We start from the raw sequence: 16,965 nt of genomic DNA, 5'->3' as shown, positions 1-16,965 counted from the left end.
GCGGGCAACCGCCGGGCCTCAGGCAAAGACTTCGGCGCCGTCGGGATCCTTGGGATCGGGCCCGTACTGGTTCGGCCCGGCCGTTCCGGGCAGCAGCATGAGGACGAGGAAGACGATCCCGGCAATCATGTTCACGAGCGGCACCAGGTTGGCGACGAAAAATCCCAGCAGCCACCAGCCCGACATGTCGCGATCGTGCAGTCGGCGCACCGCCACGGCGATGCCCGGTACGATCGTCACCAGCCACCAAACGAAGAAGACGAGGCCGATCCCGCTGAAAAACACCGAGTAAAGCGCCAGCGGATTGGCAGCGTCCGCCGAAGCAAGGCTCGCCATCGATGCGCCTGTTGCGAACATGACGAGCGCAAGCAGGATGTAGACGCCGATGTTGAGCAGCATGAACGACCAGTATTCCATGCGGCGCGAACGCCCCGTGAAGTCGGCATACCGCTTGAACGGCAAGATCATCCATTCGACCATGAGTCCCTCCCTGGTTTCCCCACACTCATGCGATTTGCGGAACGCATCACAATTCGGGGCCACCCGCAATAAAAAAGGGCCTTGGAAGGCCCTTTTTCATTCGCTGCTCAGGACCACTACCAGCGGAACCGGGCCGATATGCCGTAGGTTCGCGGCTGGTTCGGATAACCCGAGATCGAACCCAGCTGCCCCGGCGAATCGAACAGGCTGAGAAGGGTCCTGTCGTCGAGCAGGTTGCGGCCCCAGACGCTCAGTTCAAGTCCGTTGTCCATCGCGTAGGTGATCGACGCGTTGACGTCGTTGATGTCCTGCTTGAAGTCGCGCGCGGCCTGCAACGCGTTCGAGACGTCGATCGTCTCGCCGGTCACCGGATTGCGGACGACGAGGGCCGGAAGCCCCTCGACCAGCCGGAATGGCGCTTCGTAATGATAGTCGCCGCGCAGGATGATGCGGTCGCCGCTGGCCAGTTCATGCTCGTAGGTGGCCGCGAAAGTCACCGAAAGCGGCGTGACGCCCGCGGGGGTCGTTCCCGAAAGATCGCCGAACGCCGAAAGGTTGAAGCTGTCGTACTCGGGATCGAGATAGGTCAGCGCCAGGCTCAGCGTCAATGGCTCGACCGGGCGTACCTGTCCCTCGAACTCGAAGCCCTTGACCGACTGCTTGCCTGCGTTCGCCAGGAAGAAGCCGGTGCCGGTGAAGATGTTCGACTGGAAGCCCTTGATGTCCTGCTTGAAGAACGCGACGTTCGCCGAGGCGTACTCCCAGTCGGCCTTTAGGCCGATCTCGTACAGGGTCGATTCCTCGGCATTGGCGAAGCGGCTGCCCGATGTCAGGTTGGTAAGGCCGAGCCCCTGCTGCCGGATCGCGACCAGGTCGCCCGGCGTCGGCCGGCTGTCGCGCGAGAGGTTGATCGAGGCCGCCTTGTAGCCGGTCGCGTAACGGGCATAGACGTTGATCGTGTCGGTCGCCTGGAACGAGAGGTTGGCGGTGTAGCTGAAGTCGCCGTCGCTGATCCGTCCCGGCTCCACCGCGTTGGGCACGTTGAGGAACGGCGGGAACAGCTGGAGCGAACGCAGGCCGAGAAGCGGCTGCGTCTGCGCGCTGACGCCTGCCACGATCTGCTGGTAGATCTGCGGCTGCGCCTGTGCGAAGCCGGCGATCTGCTCGGCGCTGGCGAAGCCGCCCGGGACACCGAGGATTCCGCCGACCTGCTGCGAGATGCCGGCGTTGGTCGCGCCGGTCACGATGGCGGGAAGGTCAAGCCCGGCGAAGACGTCTGTCGACTGTACGTCGGTGGTGAAAGTCTTCTTGTCGTGCGTGTAGTTCACGCCGCCGGTCAGGGTCAGCCGGTCGGTGATCTCGATGTCGACCTGGCCGAAGATCGAGTAGGCCGTGTTGTCGAGCGTGTAGGTCTCGGAAAAGCCTTGCCCTGCCCCGAAGAACGTCCCGTCGAACGCGCCCGGTGCGCCGGCGATCTGGCCGATCTGCGTTTCGAGCGCCGGTATCGAGATCGCGCCGCCCGTCTGCCCCTGGACCAGCAGGTTGGCATAGGGGCGAAACGCCTGCCCGTAGGCCAGCTCGTTGTCCTGATCGATCTTCTCGTCGAAGTAGTATCCGCCCAGCAGGAACGACACGGTGTCGGCCAGTTCGGCCTCGAGCCGCAGTTCCTGCGTGAAGGTCTTGATCCGCACGTCCTGGAAGTTGCGACCGAGCAGGTCGGCGCTGGTGAAGTCCGAATCCTGGTTGGTGACCGCGTTGGTGCGGCGATAGGCAGTGATCGAGGTCAGGCTGAACGCACCGAAATCGTAGTCGATCTCGCCCGAAACGCCCCAGTTCTCGATCTCGTTGGTCGAATTGAAATTGCTGTAGACCACGTCGTCGGCGAAGGGGTCGGTCGGGTCGTTGACTTGGCCGCCCAGCGCCTGGATCGCGAACGTCGCGGCCGAGGGTCGCAGGTTGAAGACCGCGCAGCAGTTCTCGTCGATCTCGCCGTAATCGCCGATGATGCGGACTTCCAGCGGGCTGTCGGGATCGAACAGCAACTGGCCGCGCACGAACCAGCGGTCCCGGTCGTTGGTGCGGTCGCCGGTACCGAGGTCGCGGATGAATCCGTCGCGCTTGTTGATGCTGCCCGAAATGCTCGCCGCGATGCTGTCGGTGACCGGGCCGGTGACGACGCCCTTCAGCGTCCAGGCGTTGAAGTTGCCGTAAGTCGCCTCGACGTTCCCGCCGAAGTCGAACTGCGGCTTCCTGGTGACGATGGAAATGACGCCCGCCGACGCGTTCTTGCCGAAAAGCGTCGATTGCGGACCGCGCAGCACCTCGATCCGCTGCACGTCGGGCAGGTCGGAGATCATCGAGGCCGAGCGCGAGCGGTATACTCCGTCGACGAACAGGCCGACCGAAGGCTCGATGCCGGCGTTGTTCGCGCCGTTGCCGAAGCCGCGGATGTAGAAATTGGTGTTGGCCGAGCTTTGCAGCGTATTGACGCGCAGCGACGGCACGACGCTCGACAGGTCCTTCACGTCGCGGATCTGCGCGCGCTCGAGGGTTTCGGCGCTGGTGACCGAGACCGCGACCGGCACGTCCTGAAGCGTCTGTTCGCGCTTGGTGGCGGTGACGACGATCTCGTTCCCGACCGGAACGGCGGCGAAGTCGTCCGCACCGTCATCGGGAACGGCGGGATCGGTATCCTGCGCGCTCGCGACCTGGGGGACCGCAAATGCGATGGCGGCCGCGCCGATATAGAGCGCGACACGCGAACGGTCCGCAAAACCTGCGGTGAAGCCTTTCATTCCTGGCATCCTTCCTGCGACAATCTTTTCAGCGGGGTCGCCCTGGTAGAAGTGGCGGGGCGCCCTTTTGTTCTGTCTGCCTGCTTAGGAAGCACAACAAATTCAGACAATGGCAGGTTTCCGAAAGGACTATGACAACGCACAGGTGTGTCAATAGGGCAACATATGCGTGCGCGCCTTGCCGGGGCCGTGCACTTCGGCTAAGGGCGCGCCGATTGTGCGGCGCAGCGAAGCCGCCAAGGCTCGAACCCCGAAAGATCCGATATGTCCGCCCCGCTTCCCCAGCGCAACATCGCCATCATCGCGCACGTCGACCACGGCAAGACCACGCTCGTCGACCAGCTTTTCCGCCAATCCGGCACGTTCCGCGAAAACCAGCGCATCGACGAGCGCGCGATGGATTCGAACGACCTCGAGAAGGAGCGCGGGATCACGATCCTCGCCAAGTGCACCTCGGTCGAATGGAAGGGCACGCGCATCAACATCGTCGATACGCCCGGCCACGCCGATTTCGGCGGCGAGGTCGAGCGCATCCTCTCGATGGTCGATGGCGTGATCCTGCTCGTCGACAGCGCCGAGGGCGCTATGCCGCAGACCAAGTTCGTCACCGGCAAGGCGCTCGCACTAGGCCTGCGCCCCATCGTCGTCGTCAACAAGATCGACCGGCCCGACGGGCGCGCCAGCGAAGTGCTCGACGAGGTGTTCGACCTGTTCGTCGCGCTCGACGCGGAAGACGACCAGCTCGATTTCCCGACGCTCTACGCCTCGGGCCGCAACGGTTACGCCAGCGAGGATCCCGATGCCCGCGAAGGCACGCTCGACCCGCTGTTCGAGCGCATCGTCGAGCATGTGCCTGCTCCCGATCTCGATCCGGACGGCAAGTTTACCTTCCTTGCCACCCTGCTCGACCGCGACAACTTCATGGGCCGCGTGCTGACCGGCCGGGTCCAGTCGGGGACGATCCGCATCAACGATCCGATCCGCGCGCTCGATGCCGACGGAAAAGTGATCGAGACCGGCCGCGCTTCCAAGCTGCTCTCGTTCCGCGGGCTCGACCGCGTGCCGGTCGAAGAGGCGCGGGCCGGCGACATCATCGCTCTCGCCGGGCTCGAGAAGGCGACCGTCGCCAATACCATCGCCGATCCCGAAGTGACCGAGCCGATCGCCGCACAGCCGATCGACCCGCCGACGCTCGCCATGCGCTTTGCCGTCAACGACAGCCCCTTCGCCGGCCGCGAGGGCGACAAGGTGACCAGCCGCATGATCCGCGACCGCCTGATGCGCGAGGCCGAGACCAACGTCGCCATCCGCGTCACCGAAAGCGCCGACAAGGACAGCTTCGAGGTCGCCGGTCGCGGCGAACTGCAGCTTGGCGTGCTGATCGAGACGATGCGCCGCGAAGGTTTCGAACTGGGCATCAGCCGCCCGCGCGTGCTGTTCCAGACCGATGAGAACGGCCAGCGTACCGAACCTTACGAGACCGTCGTCATCGACGTCGACGACGAATTCTCCGGCACCGTCGTCGAGAAGATGCAGCGCCGCAAGGCCGAGCTCACCGAGATGCGCCCCTCCGGCCTGGGCAAGACGCGTCTGGCCTTCTCCGCCCCCTCGCGCGGCCTCATCGGTTACCACGGCGAGTTCCTGTCCGACACGCGCGGCACCGGCATCATGAACCGGCTTTACGAGAAGTACGGACCTCACAAGGGCCCGATCGAGGGCCGCCAGAACGGCGTGCTCATCTCGAACGGCACCGGAGAGGCGGTGGGATACGCCCTCAACAGCCTCGAGGATCGCGGCATCCTGTTCGTGAAACCGCAGGAAAAGGTCTACGAGGGCATGATCATCGGCGAGAACGCCAAGCCCGAGGACCTCGAGGTCAACCCGATGAAGTCCAAGCAACTCACGAACTTCCGTTCGACGGGCAAGGATGACGCGATCCGCCTCACCCCGCCGCGCGTGATGACGCTCGAACAGGCCATCGCCTATATCGACGACGACGAGATGGTCGAGGTCACTCCGCTGACGATCCGCCTGCGCAAGGCGCTGCTCGACCCGCACGAGCGCAAGAAGGCGGGCCGCAAGAAGGAAGCGGCCTGATCCGATACGGTGCCGGAGTGGCAAAGCCGCTCCGGCCCTGTTAATCGCCTGCCATGCAGGCCGGAACGCTTATCTCGCTCGCCGCGTATTTCGTGCTGATGCTCGGCATCGGCCTGTACGCCTGGAAGAAGTCCACCGACACGTCCGAGGGCTACCTGCTTGGCGGACGGCAGCTTTCGCCTGCCGTCGCCGCGCTGTCCGCAGGGGCTTCCGACATGTCGGGCTGGCTGCTCCTCGGCCTGCCCGGCGCGCTCTACGCGGCGGGACTGGTCGAGGCGTGGATCGGCATCGGGCTGTTCGTCGGCGCGCTTGCCAACTGGATCGTCGTCGCGCCGCGCCTGCGCCGCCAGACCGAGGAACTGGGCAACGCGCTCACCATTCCCGAATTCCTGTCGAACCGCTTTCCCGACAAGGGCACCGCGCTGCGCGTACTCTCGGCCATCGTGGTGGTCGTGTTCTTCACCGTCTACACCGCCGCGGGCCTCGCAGGCGGGGGCAAGCTTTTCGAGACGAGCTTCGCGGGGCTGTTCGGCGATACCGGCATGTCGGACTACATGACCGGCATCTGGCTGACCGCGGTCGTCGTCCTTGCCTACACGATGATCGGCGGATTCCTGGCGGTCAGCCTCACCGACTTCGTGCAGGGTTGCATCATGGTCGTCGCGCTCGTCGTCATGCCGCTGGTCGTGATATTTGGGCCGGGGGGCAGCGCGGGCGAATCGCTGACCCGCGTCCAGCCCGGCTTCCTCGACATCGGCTATGGCCTGACCTTCATCGCATGGCTCTCGGCAGTGACCTGGGGCCTCGGCTACTTCGGCCAGCCGCACATCATCGTGCGCTTCATGGCCGTGCGCAGTGTCGCGGACGTGGCCACCGCGCGCAACATCGGGATGGGCTGGATGTTCGTGTGCCTGATCGGCGCGCTCGGCGTCGGCCTTGCCGGCCGCGCTTACGCCGCGCGCAACGGCATCGCGGTGGACGATCCGGAGACGATCTTCATCGTGCTCGCCAACATGCTGTTCCACCCGCTGGTGACCGGCTTCCTACTTGCCGCGCTGCTCGCCGCGATCATGAGCACGATCAGCTCGCAGCTGCTCGTCTCGTCGAGTTCGCTGACCGAGGACTTCTATCGCCTGTTCATGCGCCGCAGCGCCAGCGAGCGCGAGATCGTCAATGTCGGGCGCGCCAGCGTGGTGCTCGTCGCGCTCGCCGCCATCGTCATCGCCTCCGACCCGGAGAGCAAGGTACTCGGCCTCGTCGCCAACGCGTGGGCTGGCTTTGGTGCCGCGTTCGGCCCGCTTGTCCTTTTGTCGCTCACCTGGCAGCGAATGACCGGAGCGGGCGCGGTGGCCGGGCTGGTGACCGGCGCGGCGGTTACGCTGGTCTGGGTGCAGCTTGGCTGGAACGGCGCGTTCCTCGGTGGACCGGGCGTCTACGAGATCATTCCCGGTTTTCTCGCGTCGCTTGTCGCCATCGTCGGGATCAGCCTGGCGACCGCCCCGACCGCGAGGACCGCCACCGCCTGACTATTGCACGTTGCGGAAGTCGGGCTGGCCGTTCGAAGCGGTGATGCCGCCGTCGACCGGCAGGTTCGCGCCGGTGATGAACGCGGCATCGTCCGATGCAAGGAACGCCACCGCCGCCGCGACGTCCGCAGGCTCGCCTATGCGCTTGATCGCGAAGCGGTCCATGAACGCATCGATCATCGCGTCGTTGTCGAGCATGTCCCCGGTCATCTCGCTCCTCGTCAGCGACGGGTTGACGGCGTTGACGCGAATGCCCACCGGTCCCCATTCGAGTGCAAGCGAGCGCGTGATCTGCGTCACCGCGCCCTTGGACGCGGTGTAGATGACCATCTGGTAGTCGCCGCCGGTGCCCGAGCAGCTCGAGGTATTGACGATGCACCCCTTGCTAGCCTTGAGGTGCGGGTAGGCGGCCTGCGACATCAGCAACGTGCCTTTTACATTGACGCCCAGCACCGCGTCGATCTTGCCCTCCTCGGCGTCGGCGAACGGCCCGAAGGCGCCGATCCCGGCATTGTTGCACAGCACGTCGAGCCCGCCGAACCTGTCCACCGTCGCGCCGACCAGCCCTCCGCATGCATGCCTGTCCGAAACGTCGGCTTCGACGACGAACGTCCGTTCCGGGTCGAGGTCGGCGGCGACTTCGGCAAGGTCGTCGCGACTGCGACTGTTCAGCACGACATTCGCGCCCTCTGCGGAGAAGCGGCGGGCGATCCCCTCGCCGATGCCGCTCGACGATCCGGTGACGATGACGGTCTTTCCGGTAAAGCGTTCCATGATGTGTCCTGTCGTTCGCGTTGTCCTTGCACCCGTGCAACGCAGCGACCGGGGGGAAGCTCCCTGTCGGCTGCAAACCCGATCAGGCGATGGTGCGCTCGGCGATGACCAGGACGGCATAGAGCGCGGTCCCTCCGAAGAAGGGCAGAAAGCGGCTCTTGCGCTCTTCGGGCAGTTCCTCCTTGAGAACGTTCAGGACCACGCCGCCCGCGACAAAAGCGAAGACGAGACCGATTGCCACCTCGTGCAGTTCGACGAATACGCCGAGTAGCCAGCCGCCGAAAACGGCTGCCGCGATGATCCACCGCCCGGTCCGGTCATAGGCCTGCGGATGGTCCTGTCGCATGCCGAAATCGCTCGTCAGGAAGTGCAGCGCCATCGCGACGAAATACAGCCCCAGGCTCCATGCCCCGGTTTCCTCGCGATGGAGCAGGAGATAGCCGATCAGCAGGTTGATGACCGAAAAGCTGGCGACGTGGATCCAGAGCGGGCCGTTCTCCAGCCGGTCGCCCTCCCCGCGCATCCGCGAACGTTCGCGTGAGGTCTTTGCCATGCGCTCGACCCCATAGAAAACCGCAAGGCCCAAGAGCGCGATACCGTAGACGAGGCTTTCTGCCGCGACCGGGTCCAGCCCCAACAGCTCGGCGAACGTCGTCTGGTGCGCGCTCAGTTCGGGAAGAACGTGAAGGAAGATGTAGGCGACCGCGATGCCGCCCGCGAATGAGAGCCAGCGATTGCGCGGCACCCGATGGAGCACCGAAAGAGTGCCTGCCAGCAGATGGATGGCCGAGAAGGCAGCGGCCATCAGGCCGGTGGCAAGGATGCTTTCGGGTCCCACTAGAATGCAAGCGCACGCGGTCCCGCGCGGTTCCTGTCCGGAAGGTTAACGGCGAGTTCAGGCGCGACATGCTCCAATGCGAATGCGCCTGCCGGTTTCGCCGTGCCGCAGGCACCACTGAAGGGAGAAATGCCCATGCTCGAACACCTGAAGAAGGTGGGCATGGCCGTCGTTCTCGCGGCGACCACGTTCACTGCAACCACCGCATCCGCCGACGCGCGCGACCGCTGGCGCGACCGGGGCGGCAACGATGCAGCCATCGCCATCGGGGCCGGGATCATCGGCCTTGCGATAGGCGCGGCCATCGCCGACCGCAGCGACGACCGGTACTACGACCGCCGCTACTGGCGCGACCGCCGCTACGTGCGCGTGCGCGGCCATCCGGGATATTACTATTACTACCGCGGCTATCCGCAGCGCTATTACCGCGACCGGTACTACGGCAACTATTATGGCCGCTACTACGGGCGCGACCGCTATCGCGACTATCGCCGTGGCTACAGGGATTATCGCCGCGATTATCGCAGGGACTACCGGCGCGACTATCGTCGTGATCGCCGTTACGACTGGCGGGATCGTCGCGACTATCGGCGCGACCGTTACGACCGGCGCGAGCGCTATTACCGGCACGACCGCTAACGCCGTTCAGATCGTGCGGGTGTAGTACGCGCTGTTCGGATCGCCGGTGTAGGTGCCGAACGGTCCGCAGCGCGTGAACCCGTTCCTTTCGTAGAATGTTTGCGCGGGCACGAAGAAATCGCCCGCTCCCGTTTCGAGGCTCAGGCGCGCAACGCCGCCGCGCCGGGCCTCGGCAACGATGTGGTCGAGCAGCGCCTGTCCGGTGCCGAGCCGCCTGCCCGCCTCGCGCACATGCATCGACTTTACCTCCGCATGGTCCTCGTCGAGAACCTGGTAGGCCCCGATGCCCAGCAGCGTCTCACCGTTCCAGGCAGCGAAGAGGAACAGGTCCGGACGGTCCATCCGCTCTATCGGCAGGACGTGACAGCTTTCCTCCGGTCCCGTCGAGCGCATCGTGCGGAAGTGGAGCGCGAGCAATTCGACGATGCGCGGGTCCGAAAAATCGGCCCTCTCGATCCTGACCGCGCCGCTTCCCATCGCCCTTGCTCCCGATCCGCATCCGGACTCGCCCAGTGTGATGCGATAGTCTAGGGGCCTGCCGATGAAAACGGCCGACCTTCGCATCGCCCTGTTCACGGGCAACTACAACTACGTCCGCGACGGTGCGAACCAGGCGCTCAACCGGCTCGTCGGCCACCTGCTGGCCCAGGGTGCGCAAGTCCGGGTCTACTCGCCCACGGTCGACGAACCGGCCTTCGAGCCGACCGGCGACCTCGTCTCGATCCCCTCGTTCCCGATCCCCGGTCGCGGCGAGTATCGCTTTCCACTGGCCATCTCTCCATCGGTCAAGCGCGACCTTGCGAAGTTCTCGCCCAACGTCGTCCATGTCGCCTCGCCCGACCTCGTCAGCCACCGCGCCGTCGCCTGGGCGCGAAAGCGCGAGCTTCCGATCCTGGCGTCGGTCCACACGCGGTTCGAAACGTACCTGCGCTACTACAACATGGCCTGGGGCGAGCCGGTGATCGAAGCGATGCTGCGCCGGTTCTACCGCCGGTGCGACGCGCTCGTCGCGCCGTCCGAAAGCATGGCGCAGGTCCTTCGCGACCAGCGGATGAATTACGACATCGGCATCTGGTCGCGCGGCGTCGACCGCGAGGTGTTCCATCCCGACCGCCGCTCGCTCGAATGGCGGCGCGGGCTGGGCATCGGCGACAACGAGGTCGCGATCGGCTTCCTCGGGCGGCTCGTCATGGAAAAGGGGCTAGACGTCTTTTCCGACACCATCGACGAGATGAAGCGCGACGGGGTGCCACACAAGGTGCTCGTCATCGGCGAGGGTCCGGCGCGAAGCTGGTTCGAGGGGCGACTGCCCGATGCGGTCTTCGCCGGCTTCCAGACCGGCGCCGACCTCGGCCGGGCGGTGGCCGCGATGGACGTGCTGTTCAATCCCTCGGTGACGGAGACCTTCGGCAACGTCACGCTGGAGGCGATGGCCTGCCGCGTCCCCGTGGTCGCCGCCGCCGCGACGGGCAGCGAGAGCCTCGTCGCCGACCACGTCTCCGGGCGGCTCATCCGCCCCGGCGCGGTTCGCCAGTTCGCCGACGCCCTCGAAGCCTACGTCCGCGACGACACCCTGCGGCTCACTCACGGCCACGCGGGCGAGGCGCGCGCGCAGGCTTATTCGTGGGACCGCATCAACCAGTCGGTGGCGGATACCTACCTCCGGCTGATCCGCCAGAAGCAACCGGGCGCGAGCTAGCGCTTATCGCAGGATTCCCTCGCGGCTCATCCTGATCGAATAGAGCAGCAGGAACACGGCAATGATCCAGATGACGACGGTCATCACATCGTTGCCCGAAGACTTCAGCGCCTCGGGCAACTCTATCCCGAAACGGTAGAATGTCGTCGCGGCAAGGCCGAGGAGCGAGATCGCGAAAGCATGGACCGCGTAGCGCGAGCGCAGCAGCATCAGCACCGAGCCCGCGACCGCGCCCATACGCCAAGCGCCCATGCGGCGGTCATCCACGTCGGAAAGGCGTCGATCATCGTCATCATCTCGGGCGGGAAGTTGGCCAGGTACGCCTCGTCCCGGATGTTCGTCATCGTGTAGTCGAAAGCGCCGAACGCGTTCCACAGAAGTCCGATCGCGGCCACCGCCCAGAAATGCCAGGGCGTGGCCTTGCGCACCGGTTCGTGCGCCATTTCCGCAGTCGTTTCCATTTCGTCTCCCCCTCCATGCAGGTGCGACCCCGGCGCGGAGGATATGCCTCTATCCTGCCCCATGCAATTGCCCGCGCGAATGGCTAGGTAGGAGGCGATGGACGACCTTTTCGCAGACCAGCAACCCGGGCCGGACCCGGGCGAGCCGCCCGCCGACGCACCGCTGGCCGACAGGCTGCGGCCGCGCTCGCTCGCCGATATTGTCGGGCAGGAGCACCTGACCGGTGCCGAAGGCGCGATCGGACGAATGGTGGCGGCGGGCCGGCTCTCGTCGATGATCCTGTGGGGGCCGCCCGGCACTGGCAAGACGAGCATCGCGCGCCTTCTGGCCGATGCGGTCGGCATGCGTTTCGCGGCGGTCAGCGCGGTGTTCTCGGGCGTTGCCGATCTCAAGAAGGCCTTCGCGGAGGCCGAGACCGCGATGAAGGCGGGGCAGCGCACGCTCCTGTTCGTGGACGAGATCCACCGCTTCAACCGCGCTCAGCAGGACGGTTTCCTCCCCTTCGTCGAACGCGGGACGGTGACGCTGGTCGGCGCGACGACCGAAAACCCCAGCTTCGCGCTGAACGCCGCGCTGCTCAGCCGAGCGCAGGTGCTCATCCTCCAGCGGCTCGACACGGCCGCGCTCACCAGCCTGCTCGGCCGGGCCGAGGAACTGGAAGGCCGCGACCTGCCCCTGTCGGCGCAGGCGCGCGAGGCGCTCGTCGCTTCTGCCGACGGCGACGGACGGTTCCTGCTCAACCAGGCGGAAACACTCTACGCCGCCGCGATCGAAAACCCGCTCGGCCCGGCGGAACTCGGCAGCTTTTTGCAGCGCCGCGTCGCCATCTACGACAAGGACCGCGACGGGCACTACAACCTCATTTCGGCACTCCACAAAAGCCTGCGCGGTTCGGACCCGCAAGCGGCTCTCTATTACCTCGCGCGGATGCTGACCGCCGGCGAAGAGCCGCTTTACGTCCTGCGCCGGATCGTGCGCTTCGCGTCCGAGGACATCGGCCTCGCCGACCCGCAGGCGCTCGTCCAGTGCCTCGCGGCCAAGGATGCCTACGAGTTCCTCGGGAGCCCCGAGGGCGAGCTGGCCATCGTGCAGGCCTGCCTCTATTGCGCCACCGCCCCCAAGTCGAACGCGGCCTACGCAGCGCAGAAGGCGGCATGGAAAGGCGCGAAGGAAACCGGATCGCTCTCGCCGCCCGCCAGCATCCTCAACGCGCCGACGAAGCTGATGAAGGACATCGGCTACGGTCGCGACTACGCATACGACCATGCCACCGACGAGGGCTTTTCGGGCGCGAACTACTGGCCGGACGAGATGGAGCCGCAGAGCTATTACGAGCCGGTCGAGCGCGGGTTCGAGCGCAAGGTCCGCGAACGCCTCGCCTACTGGCAGCGCCTGCGCGGGGAGCGGGATGGCTGACCGCTTCGGGCAATTCGCGGCGATAGACTGGTCGGGCGCGCGCGGGCCCCGGCAGAAGGGTATCGCGGTGGCCGTGTGCGACGCGCGCGGCGGTCCTCCGGTGCTCGTCGAGCGCGAGTGCGCCTGGTCGCGCGGCGAAGTTCTGGCCGTCCTGCGCGACGAATTGCCACCCGGAACGCTCGCCGGCCTCGACCTCGGCATCGCGCTGCCTTTCGCCGATTGCGGCGCATACTTTCCGGGCTGGAGCGGCTCCCCACCCGATGCCCGGCGGCTCTGGGCGCAAGTCGAGGCGATCTGCGCCGCCGACCTGCACCTGGAAGCCCAGTCCTTCGTCGAGCACGCGGCTCTCGGGGAATACTTCCGCCGCCACGGCGGACGCGAAGGCGCGCATTTCCGCTGCGATGGTGCCTTCCACGGGCGCGGACGCTTTCGCGTCACCGAGGCCAGGCAGGCAGCGATGGGTTGCAAGCCCTACTCGAACTTCAACCTCGTCGGCGCAGCGCAGGTCGGCAAGTCGAGCCTGACCGGCATGCGCATGCTCCACGCGCTGGGCGGCGCATTGCCCGTCTGGCCCGTCGATCCGCTGCCCGCCACCGGATCGGTCGTCGTCGAGATCTATACCACCATCGCCGCGGTGGCCGCCGGGTTGTCCCCCGGCCGCAGCAAGATGCGCGACTATGCCGCCCTGAATGCCGCGCTTGCCGTACTCGGCAGCGCACCTGTCGAAGGCGAAGGCGCCATCGACGATCACAGCGCCGACGCGCTCCTTTCCGCAGCCTGGCTGCGCCGCGTCGCCGCCGATTCCGACCTCTGGCACCCGCCTGCCCTCACCGACGAGATCGCCCGCACCGAAGGCTGGACGTTCGGCGCGATTTGAAGCAAAGAGCGCGCGTTCTTCACGCGGTGGAGACGCCGGCTTAGCTCAGTTGGTAGAGCACCTGATTTGTAATCAGGGGGCCGCGGGTTCGAATCCTGCAGCCGGCACCATGCGCCGAGGCACGGTGGTTCGCCTCGTCAGGCTTCGTCGCCCATCGTCGCGAAATAGGCGAGGTCGCGGAGCGGGCCGGCTTCGACCACCCGGCCATGCGCGAGCACGATGCCATCCTCGCACGCGGCGAGCGTGCTGCGGCGGTGGCTGATGACGATGGCGCTCCGGAAAAAGCGACGTTCGGTCAGCAGGTCGACGATCTCGCGCTCGGTCATCGCGTCGACCGCGCTTGTCGCCTCGTCGAGGATGAGCCAGTCGGGCTGGCGGATGAGCGCTCGGGCAAGCCCCAGCCGCTGCTTCTGCCCTTCCGACAGGTTGAGGCCGTTGGGGCCGACCTGCGTATCGTATCCCTCCGGCAGCCGCGCGATGAACTCCGATGCGCCCGCTGCGTCGGCTGCCGCGAGCACGTCTTCCTCCGTAGCGTCGGGAGTTCCGTACACGATGTTCTCGCGTACCGTCCCTGCGGTCAGGAACAGGTCCTGCCCGGCGACGGCCAGGCGCGTTCGCCATGCTTGGGCATCGACATCGGCAAGCGGGGTATCTCCCAGCATGACCCTGCCCGACGATGGCTGCAAAAGGCCGCAGACGATCGCCACGACCGTCGACTTGCCCGCGCCCGACCGGCCGATCAGCGCCGTCGCGAGGCCGGGCTTTATCGCGAAACCGGCATCGTGCAGCGCGACCGAGGCATTGGGATAGGCGTAGGTCACGCCTTCGAAGCGGATCGCCTTGCCTGCGGCTCCGGCGGGAACGGGCAGTCCGTCCTCCTTGTGCGCGGGCGTGTCCTGTTCGAGCAGCCATGCGACTTCCTGCACCGAGCCGCGCACCGCCGCGATCCCGGCATGCGCCTCCGCAATGGTGCGGGCATGGGGTTGCGCGCGGGTCAGTATCACGAGGAAGGCGGTGACGGTGGCGATGGCAAGGCCCAGCTCGAACGAGGCCGCAAGCAGCGCGATGAACAGCACGACGATCAGCAGTTCGGTGACCGGACCGGTGGTCGCCTTGAGTTTTCCGGTTTCCAGAGTAACGGCCCGCACTGTCTCAGATGCCTCGTCAAACAGGGTCGCCTCGCGGCGTTGCTGCCCGAAGACGGTGATCGGGCGTATCCCCCGGATGATCGTAAGCATCCGCGCACCGAGTTGCTGGTTTCGCTCGCGAACGAGGCGGCTCGCGGCGCGAAGTTGCGGCGCCCTGGCACGCAGCAGCAGGAATATGAGCCCGCCCCCGGCGATCGCCATCGCGGTCAGCCGCCAGTCGATCCAAGCCAGGAAGCCGACGATCACCACTATGCCCACGCCGGCGGGCAGCTGCTGGAGGAACCAGCGCATCGAATCCGCCGCCGACCAGCTCGCGCGCGCGATCGTGTCGACGAGCCGTGCCTCGTCCTGCCGCAGGAAGAAGGCGTATTCCTGGCCGAGCAGGCGTTCGGCAAGGGCGTTGCGAATGTCGTGCCCGACGCGGCCCGTCACGGCCTCGATCATGAATGCGTTGGCGATCTGCAATGCGCTCTTGAGCAGGAAGAGCAGCAGTATCGTCCCGCCGAGCAGCAAGAAGCGCGCGTGCGGGCCCATAGAGGTGGCCGCGTCGGCGACCGAGCCCAGCGGCGCGGGCATTCCGATCGGGGCATTGTCGCCGAGAAAAAGCCCGACCAGCGGGATGAGCAGTCCGACGCCGATCGTTTCGAACAGGCTCGCAAGGAAGCCGACGACGGCAGTCGCAGGCAGCGCCCAGGCATATCGTGCCGCGATGCGATGCAGGGGGCCGCGGACGGCGAACGGTCCGAGCGGGAGCAAACCGCTTGCGATAAGTTGGCGAAGGGTCACGGCTTGCGGGTCAGGCTCCTCTGCCTGCCCGTTACACCCGGTCATGCGACCGTGTCGATGCTTGCGGGCGCGCGGCGGATCGCGACCGAAGAAACGTGGCGAGCATTTCGCCCGTGGCGTCGAGCGACGCGAAAGAGCCGATCCGTGACCGGGCCGCCGCGCCCATCGCCTTGCGACGGCGCGGGTCGTCCAGCAGGTCGAGCATGGCAGCGGCAAGCGCTTCGGGATTGTCGGGCGGCACGATGACGCCGCCGCTCCCGTCGCCATCCGGCACGATGTCGCGCGCACCCGGAACGTCGGTCATCACCGCGGGCAAGCCGCAGGCCATGGCCTCCATCGGCGCCACCGGAAAGCCCTCGTGCCGGGACGGCAGGACGTAGAGGTCCGCAGCCGAGAGCTCGAGCCTCATGGCGTTCCGGTCGTTCGAATAGCGATCGAGCCACCGGATGCCCGGCAAGCACGCCGCCGCGATCTCACGGCGCAGGACGGCGTCGTCCGCGCCCGAGCCGATCAGGTGCAGTCGCAAGTCGGCACCGGGCGCGTTCCCGGTCACGAGCCGCCACGCCTCGAGGAGGAGATCGAGGCCCTTGCGGCGGTAATCGACCCGGCCGTGCCAGATTGCGACGCGGGCGTCGGCCGGGATGCCCAGTCGCTCGCGGGCGGCAGTGCGATCGACCGCCTGCCACTCGTCGAGGTCTAGCGGGTTCACGATCGCGGCTATCCGGTCGGCGTCGATTGCGGACGTGGCGGCAAGTCGCTCCTGCTCTACCTTCGATCCGACGATCAGTCCGGCGGCTTGCGCAATGGCCCGGTCGCGCAATCGCCTTTCGAAAGCGCCCGCGCTCGGGGAACCGCCCTGGAACGTCGCGAAAAGGCCCAGCCCCTCGCGCCCCGCGATGCGTGCGAGCGACGCGAACCGAGCGTACTCGTATTCCTGACAGAGAACGGCGCTGCATGCCTCGGCGTGCAGGGCGGCGACCAATGGAGCGGCCGGGGTTGCGAGGAAAGACGCTATCCGGCCGAGCGCGCGCACCGGGATCGCCCCCCTCGCCTGCCCGTCGACATCGCCGAACACATGACGAGCCGCGCAGTAGGTCGCGGCGGCCGGCAGCGCGACCGTGACGCGACCGGTCTCCGGATTGACGAAGCGGGCGGGATAACGGAGCGATGCGGAGAAGACGATGACGCAGCTTTCGATCCCGCCACGGTGCAAGGCTTCGGCGTACCCGAACAGCCAGCCGCCGGACATCCGGGTCGCGAACTGTTCGACGGTCAGTCCGATGGGCCCCAGGAAATCCTCGATCACGTTGCCCCAGGGCAGTATCGCCAGCTTCATTCCGCCATCGCACCCGACCTCGATCCCGGCCGTTCTTGCACAATTGCCGGTTCTGTCCAAACGCGGTGGCTCCTGCGAAGAACAACAGCTTC

15 protein-coding genes and 1 tRNA gene are annotated in these 16,965 nt (G+C 66.4%); 7 read left to right on the top strand and 9 right to left on the bottom strand.

The genetic code is table 11. The annotated features are described in order from the left end of the window. Positions 1-18: 18 nt before the first annotated feature. Together FHS75_RS08590 and FHS75_RS08585 are read right to left on the bottom strand one after the other, a co-directional pair. On the bottom strand, positions 19-480 hold the full coding sequence (locus FHS75_RS08590) for a DUF805 domain-containing protein (protein ID WP_179407256.1): 462 nt from the start codon (positions 478-480) through the stop codon (positions 19-21). Positions 481-596: 116 nt separating this feature from the next. Beyond that, positions 597-3,275: a TonB-dependent receptor gene (locus FHS75_RS08585; RefSeq protein ID WP_179407255.1), complete on the bottom strand. Its 2,679-nt coding sequence runs from the start codon at positions 3,273-3,275 to the stop codon at positions 597-599. A 264-nt stretch (positions 3,276-3,539) separates the two neighbouring features. On the opposite strand from FHS75_RS08585, the gene typA reads away from it, so the two are divergent. After that, positions 3,540-5,372: a translational GTPase TypA gene (gene typA, locus FHS75_RS08580; RefSeq protein WP_179407254.1), complete on the top strand. Its 1,833-nt coding sequence runs from the start codon at positions 3,540-3,542 to the stop codon at positions 5,370-5,372. 53 nt (positions 5,373-5,425) lie between these two features. Next, complete coding sequence (gene putP / locus FHS75_RS08575; RefSeq protein WP_179407253.1) at positions 5,426-6,898, top strand: sodium/proline symporter PutP; 1,473 nt, start codon at positions 5,426-5,428, stop codon at positions 6,896-6,898. Here putP and budC read toward each other — a convergent pair whose 3' ends face one another. Further along, a complete protein-coding gene (gene budC, locus FHS75_RS08570; RefSeq protein WP_179407252.1) occupies positions 6,899-7,672 on the bottom strand; it encodes a meso-2,3-butanediol dehydrogenase in 774 nt (257 codons plus the stop codon). It abuts the gene before it with no gap. Between the two features lie 82 nt (positions 7,673-7,754). After that, positions 7,755-8,510, bottom strand: a complete 756-nt coding sequence (locus tag FHS75_RS08565) for a hypothetical protein (protein ID WP_229735519.1) — start codon at positions 8,508-8,510, stop codon at positions 7,755-7,757. Between the two features lie 135 nt (positions 8,511-8,645). Between FHS75_RS08565 and FHS75_RS08560 the strand changes: the two genes are divergently transcribed. Next, positions 8,646-9,149: a hypothetical protein gene (locus tag FHS75_RS08560; protein ID WP_179407251.1), complete on the top strand. Its 504-nt coding sequence runs from the start codon at positions 8,646-8,648 to the stop codon at positions 9,147-9,149. Between the two features lie 6 nt (positions 9,150-9,155). On the opposite strand, the gene FHS75_RS08555 is transcribed toward FHS75_RS08560, so the two are convergent. After that, positions 9,156-9,626, bottom strand: coding sequence for a GNAT family N-acetyltransferase (locus FHS75_RS08555; protein WP_179407250.1), 471 nt, complete (start codon positions 9,624-9,626; stop codon positions 9,156-9,158). A gap of 64 nt (positions 9,627-9,690) precedes the next feature. Between FHS75_RS08555 and FHS75_RS08550 the strand changes: the two genes are divergently transcribed. After that, positions 9,691-10,848 (top strand): glycosyltransferase family 4 protein, encoded by a 1,158-nt coding sequence (locus tag FHS75_RS08550; protein WP_179407249.1) that lies wholly within the window; start codon positions 9,691-9,693, stop codon positions 10,846-10,848. A 3-nt stretch (positions 10,849-10,851) separates the two neighbouring features. Here the strand turns inward: FHS75_RS08550 and FHS75_RS17835 are convergent, their stop codons facing one another. Both FHS75_RS17835 and FHS75_RS17830 read right to left on the bottom strand, forming a co-directional pair. Continuing rightward, positions 10,852-11,085, bottom strand: a complete 234-nt coding sequence (locus FHS75_RS17835; RefSeq protein WP_244959013.1) for a hypothetical protein — start codon at positions 11,083-11,085, stop codon at positions 10,852-10,854. Continuing rightward, positions 11,058-11,309 carry a hypothetical protein gene (locus FHS75_RS17830; RefSeq protein WP_229735517.1) on the bottom strand — a complete coding sequence of 84 codons (252 nt, stop codon included), beginning with the start codon at positions 11,307-11,309 and terminating at the stop codon, positions 11,058-11,060. Before FHS75_RS17830 ends, FHS75_RS17835 begins: the two co-directional genes overlap by 28 nt. Positions 11,310-11,406: 97 nt before the next feature. Here FHS75_RS17830 and FHS75_RS08540 point away from each other — a divergent pair, with 97 nt between their 5' ends. From FHS75_RS08540 to FHS75_RS08530, 3 genes are all read left to right on the top strand, one after another. Next, complete coding sequence (locus FHS75_RS08540; protein WP_179407248.1) at positions 11,407-12,726, top strand: replication-associated recombination protein A; 1,320 nt, start codon at positions 11,407-11,409, stop codon at positions 12,724-12,726. Then, on the top strand, positions 12,719-13,603 hold the full coding sequence (locus tag FHS75_RS08535) for a hypothetical protein (protein ID WP_179407247.1): 885 nt from the start codon (positions 12,719-12,721) through the stop codon (positions 13,601-13,603). The genes FHS75_RS08540 and FHS75_RS08535 overlap by 8 nt, the downstream gene beginning before the upstream one ends. Before the next feature lie 34 nt (positions 13,604-13,637). Beyond that, positions 13,638-13,713: transfer RNA gene (locus tag FHS75_RS08530), tRNA-Thr, on the top strand. 27 nt (positions 13,714-13,740) lie between these two features. Here FHS75_RS08530 and FHS75_RS08525 read toward each other — a convergent pair. Next, positions 13,741-15,582, bottom strand: coding sequence for an ABC transporter ATP-binding protein (locus FHS75_RS08525; RefSeq protein WP_179407246.1), 1,842 nt, complete (start codon positions 15,580-15,582; stop codon positions 13,741-13,743). Then, a complete protein-coding gene (locus FHS75_RS08520; RefSeq protein ID WP_179407245.1) occupies positions 15,569-16,873 on the bottom strand; it encodes a glycosyltransferase family 4 protein in 1,305 nt (434 codons plus the stop codon). Before FHS75_RS08520 ends, FHS75_RS08525 begins: the two co-directional genes overlap by 14 nt. Positions 16,874-16,965 lie beyond the last annotated feature (92 nt).

Origin of the sequence: Novosphingobium marinum (assembly GCF_013408095.1) — a bacterium.
Taxonomy (GTDB): domain Bacteria; phylum Pseudomonadota; class Alphaproteobacteria; order Sphingomonadales; family Sphingomonadaceae; genus Novosphingobium; species Novosphingobium marinum.
The sequence above is the reverse complement of the archived record's forward strand: the minus strand, read 5'-3'. Positions and strand labels throughout refer to the sequence as shown.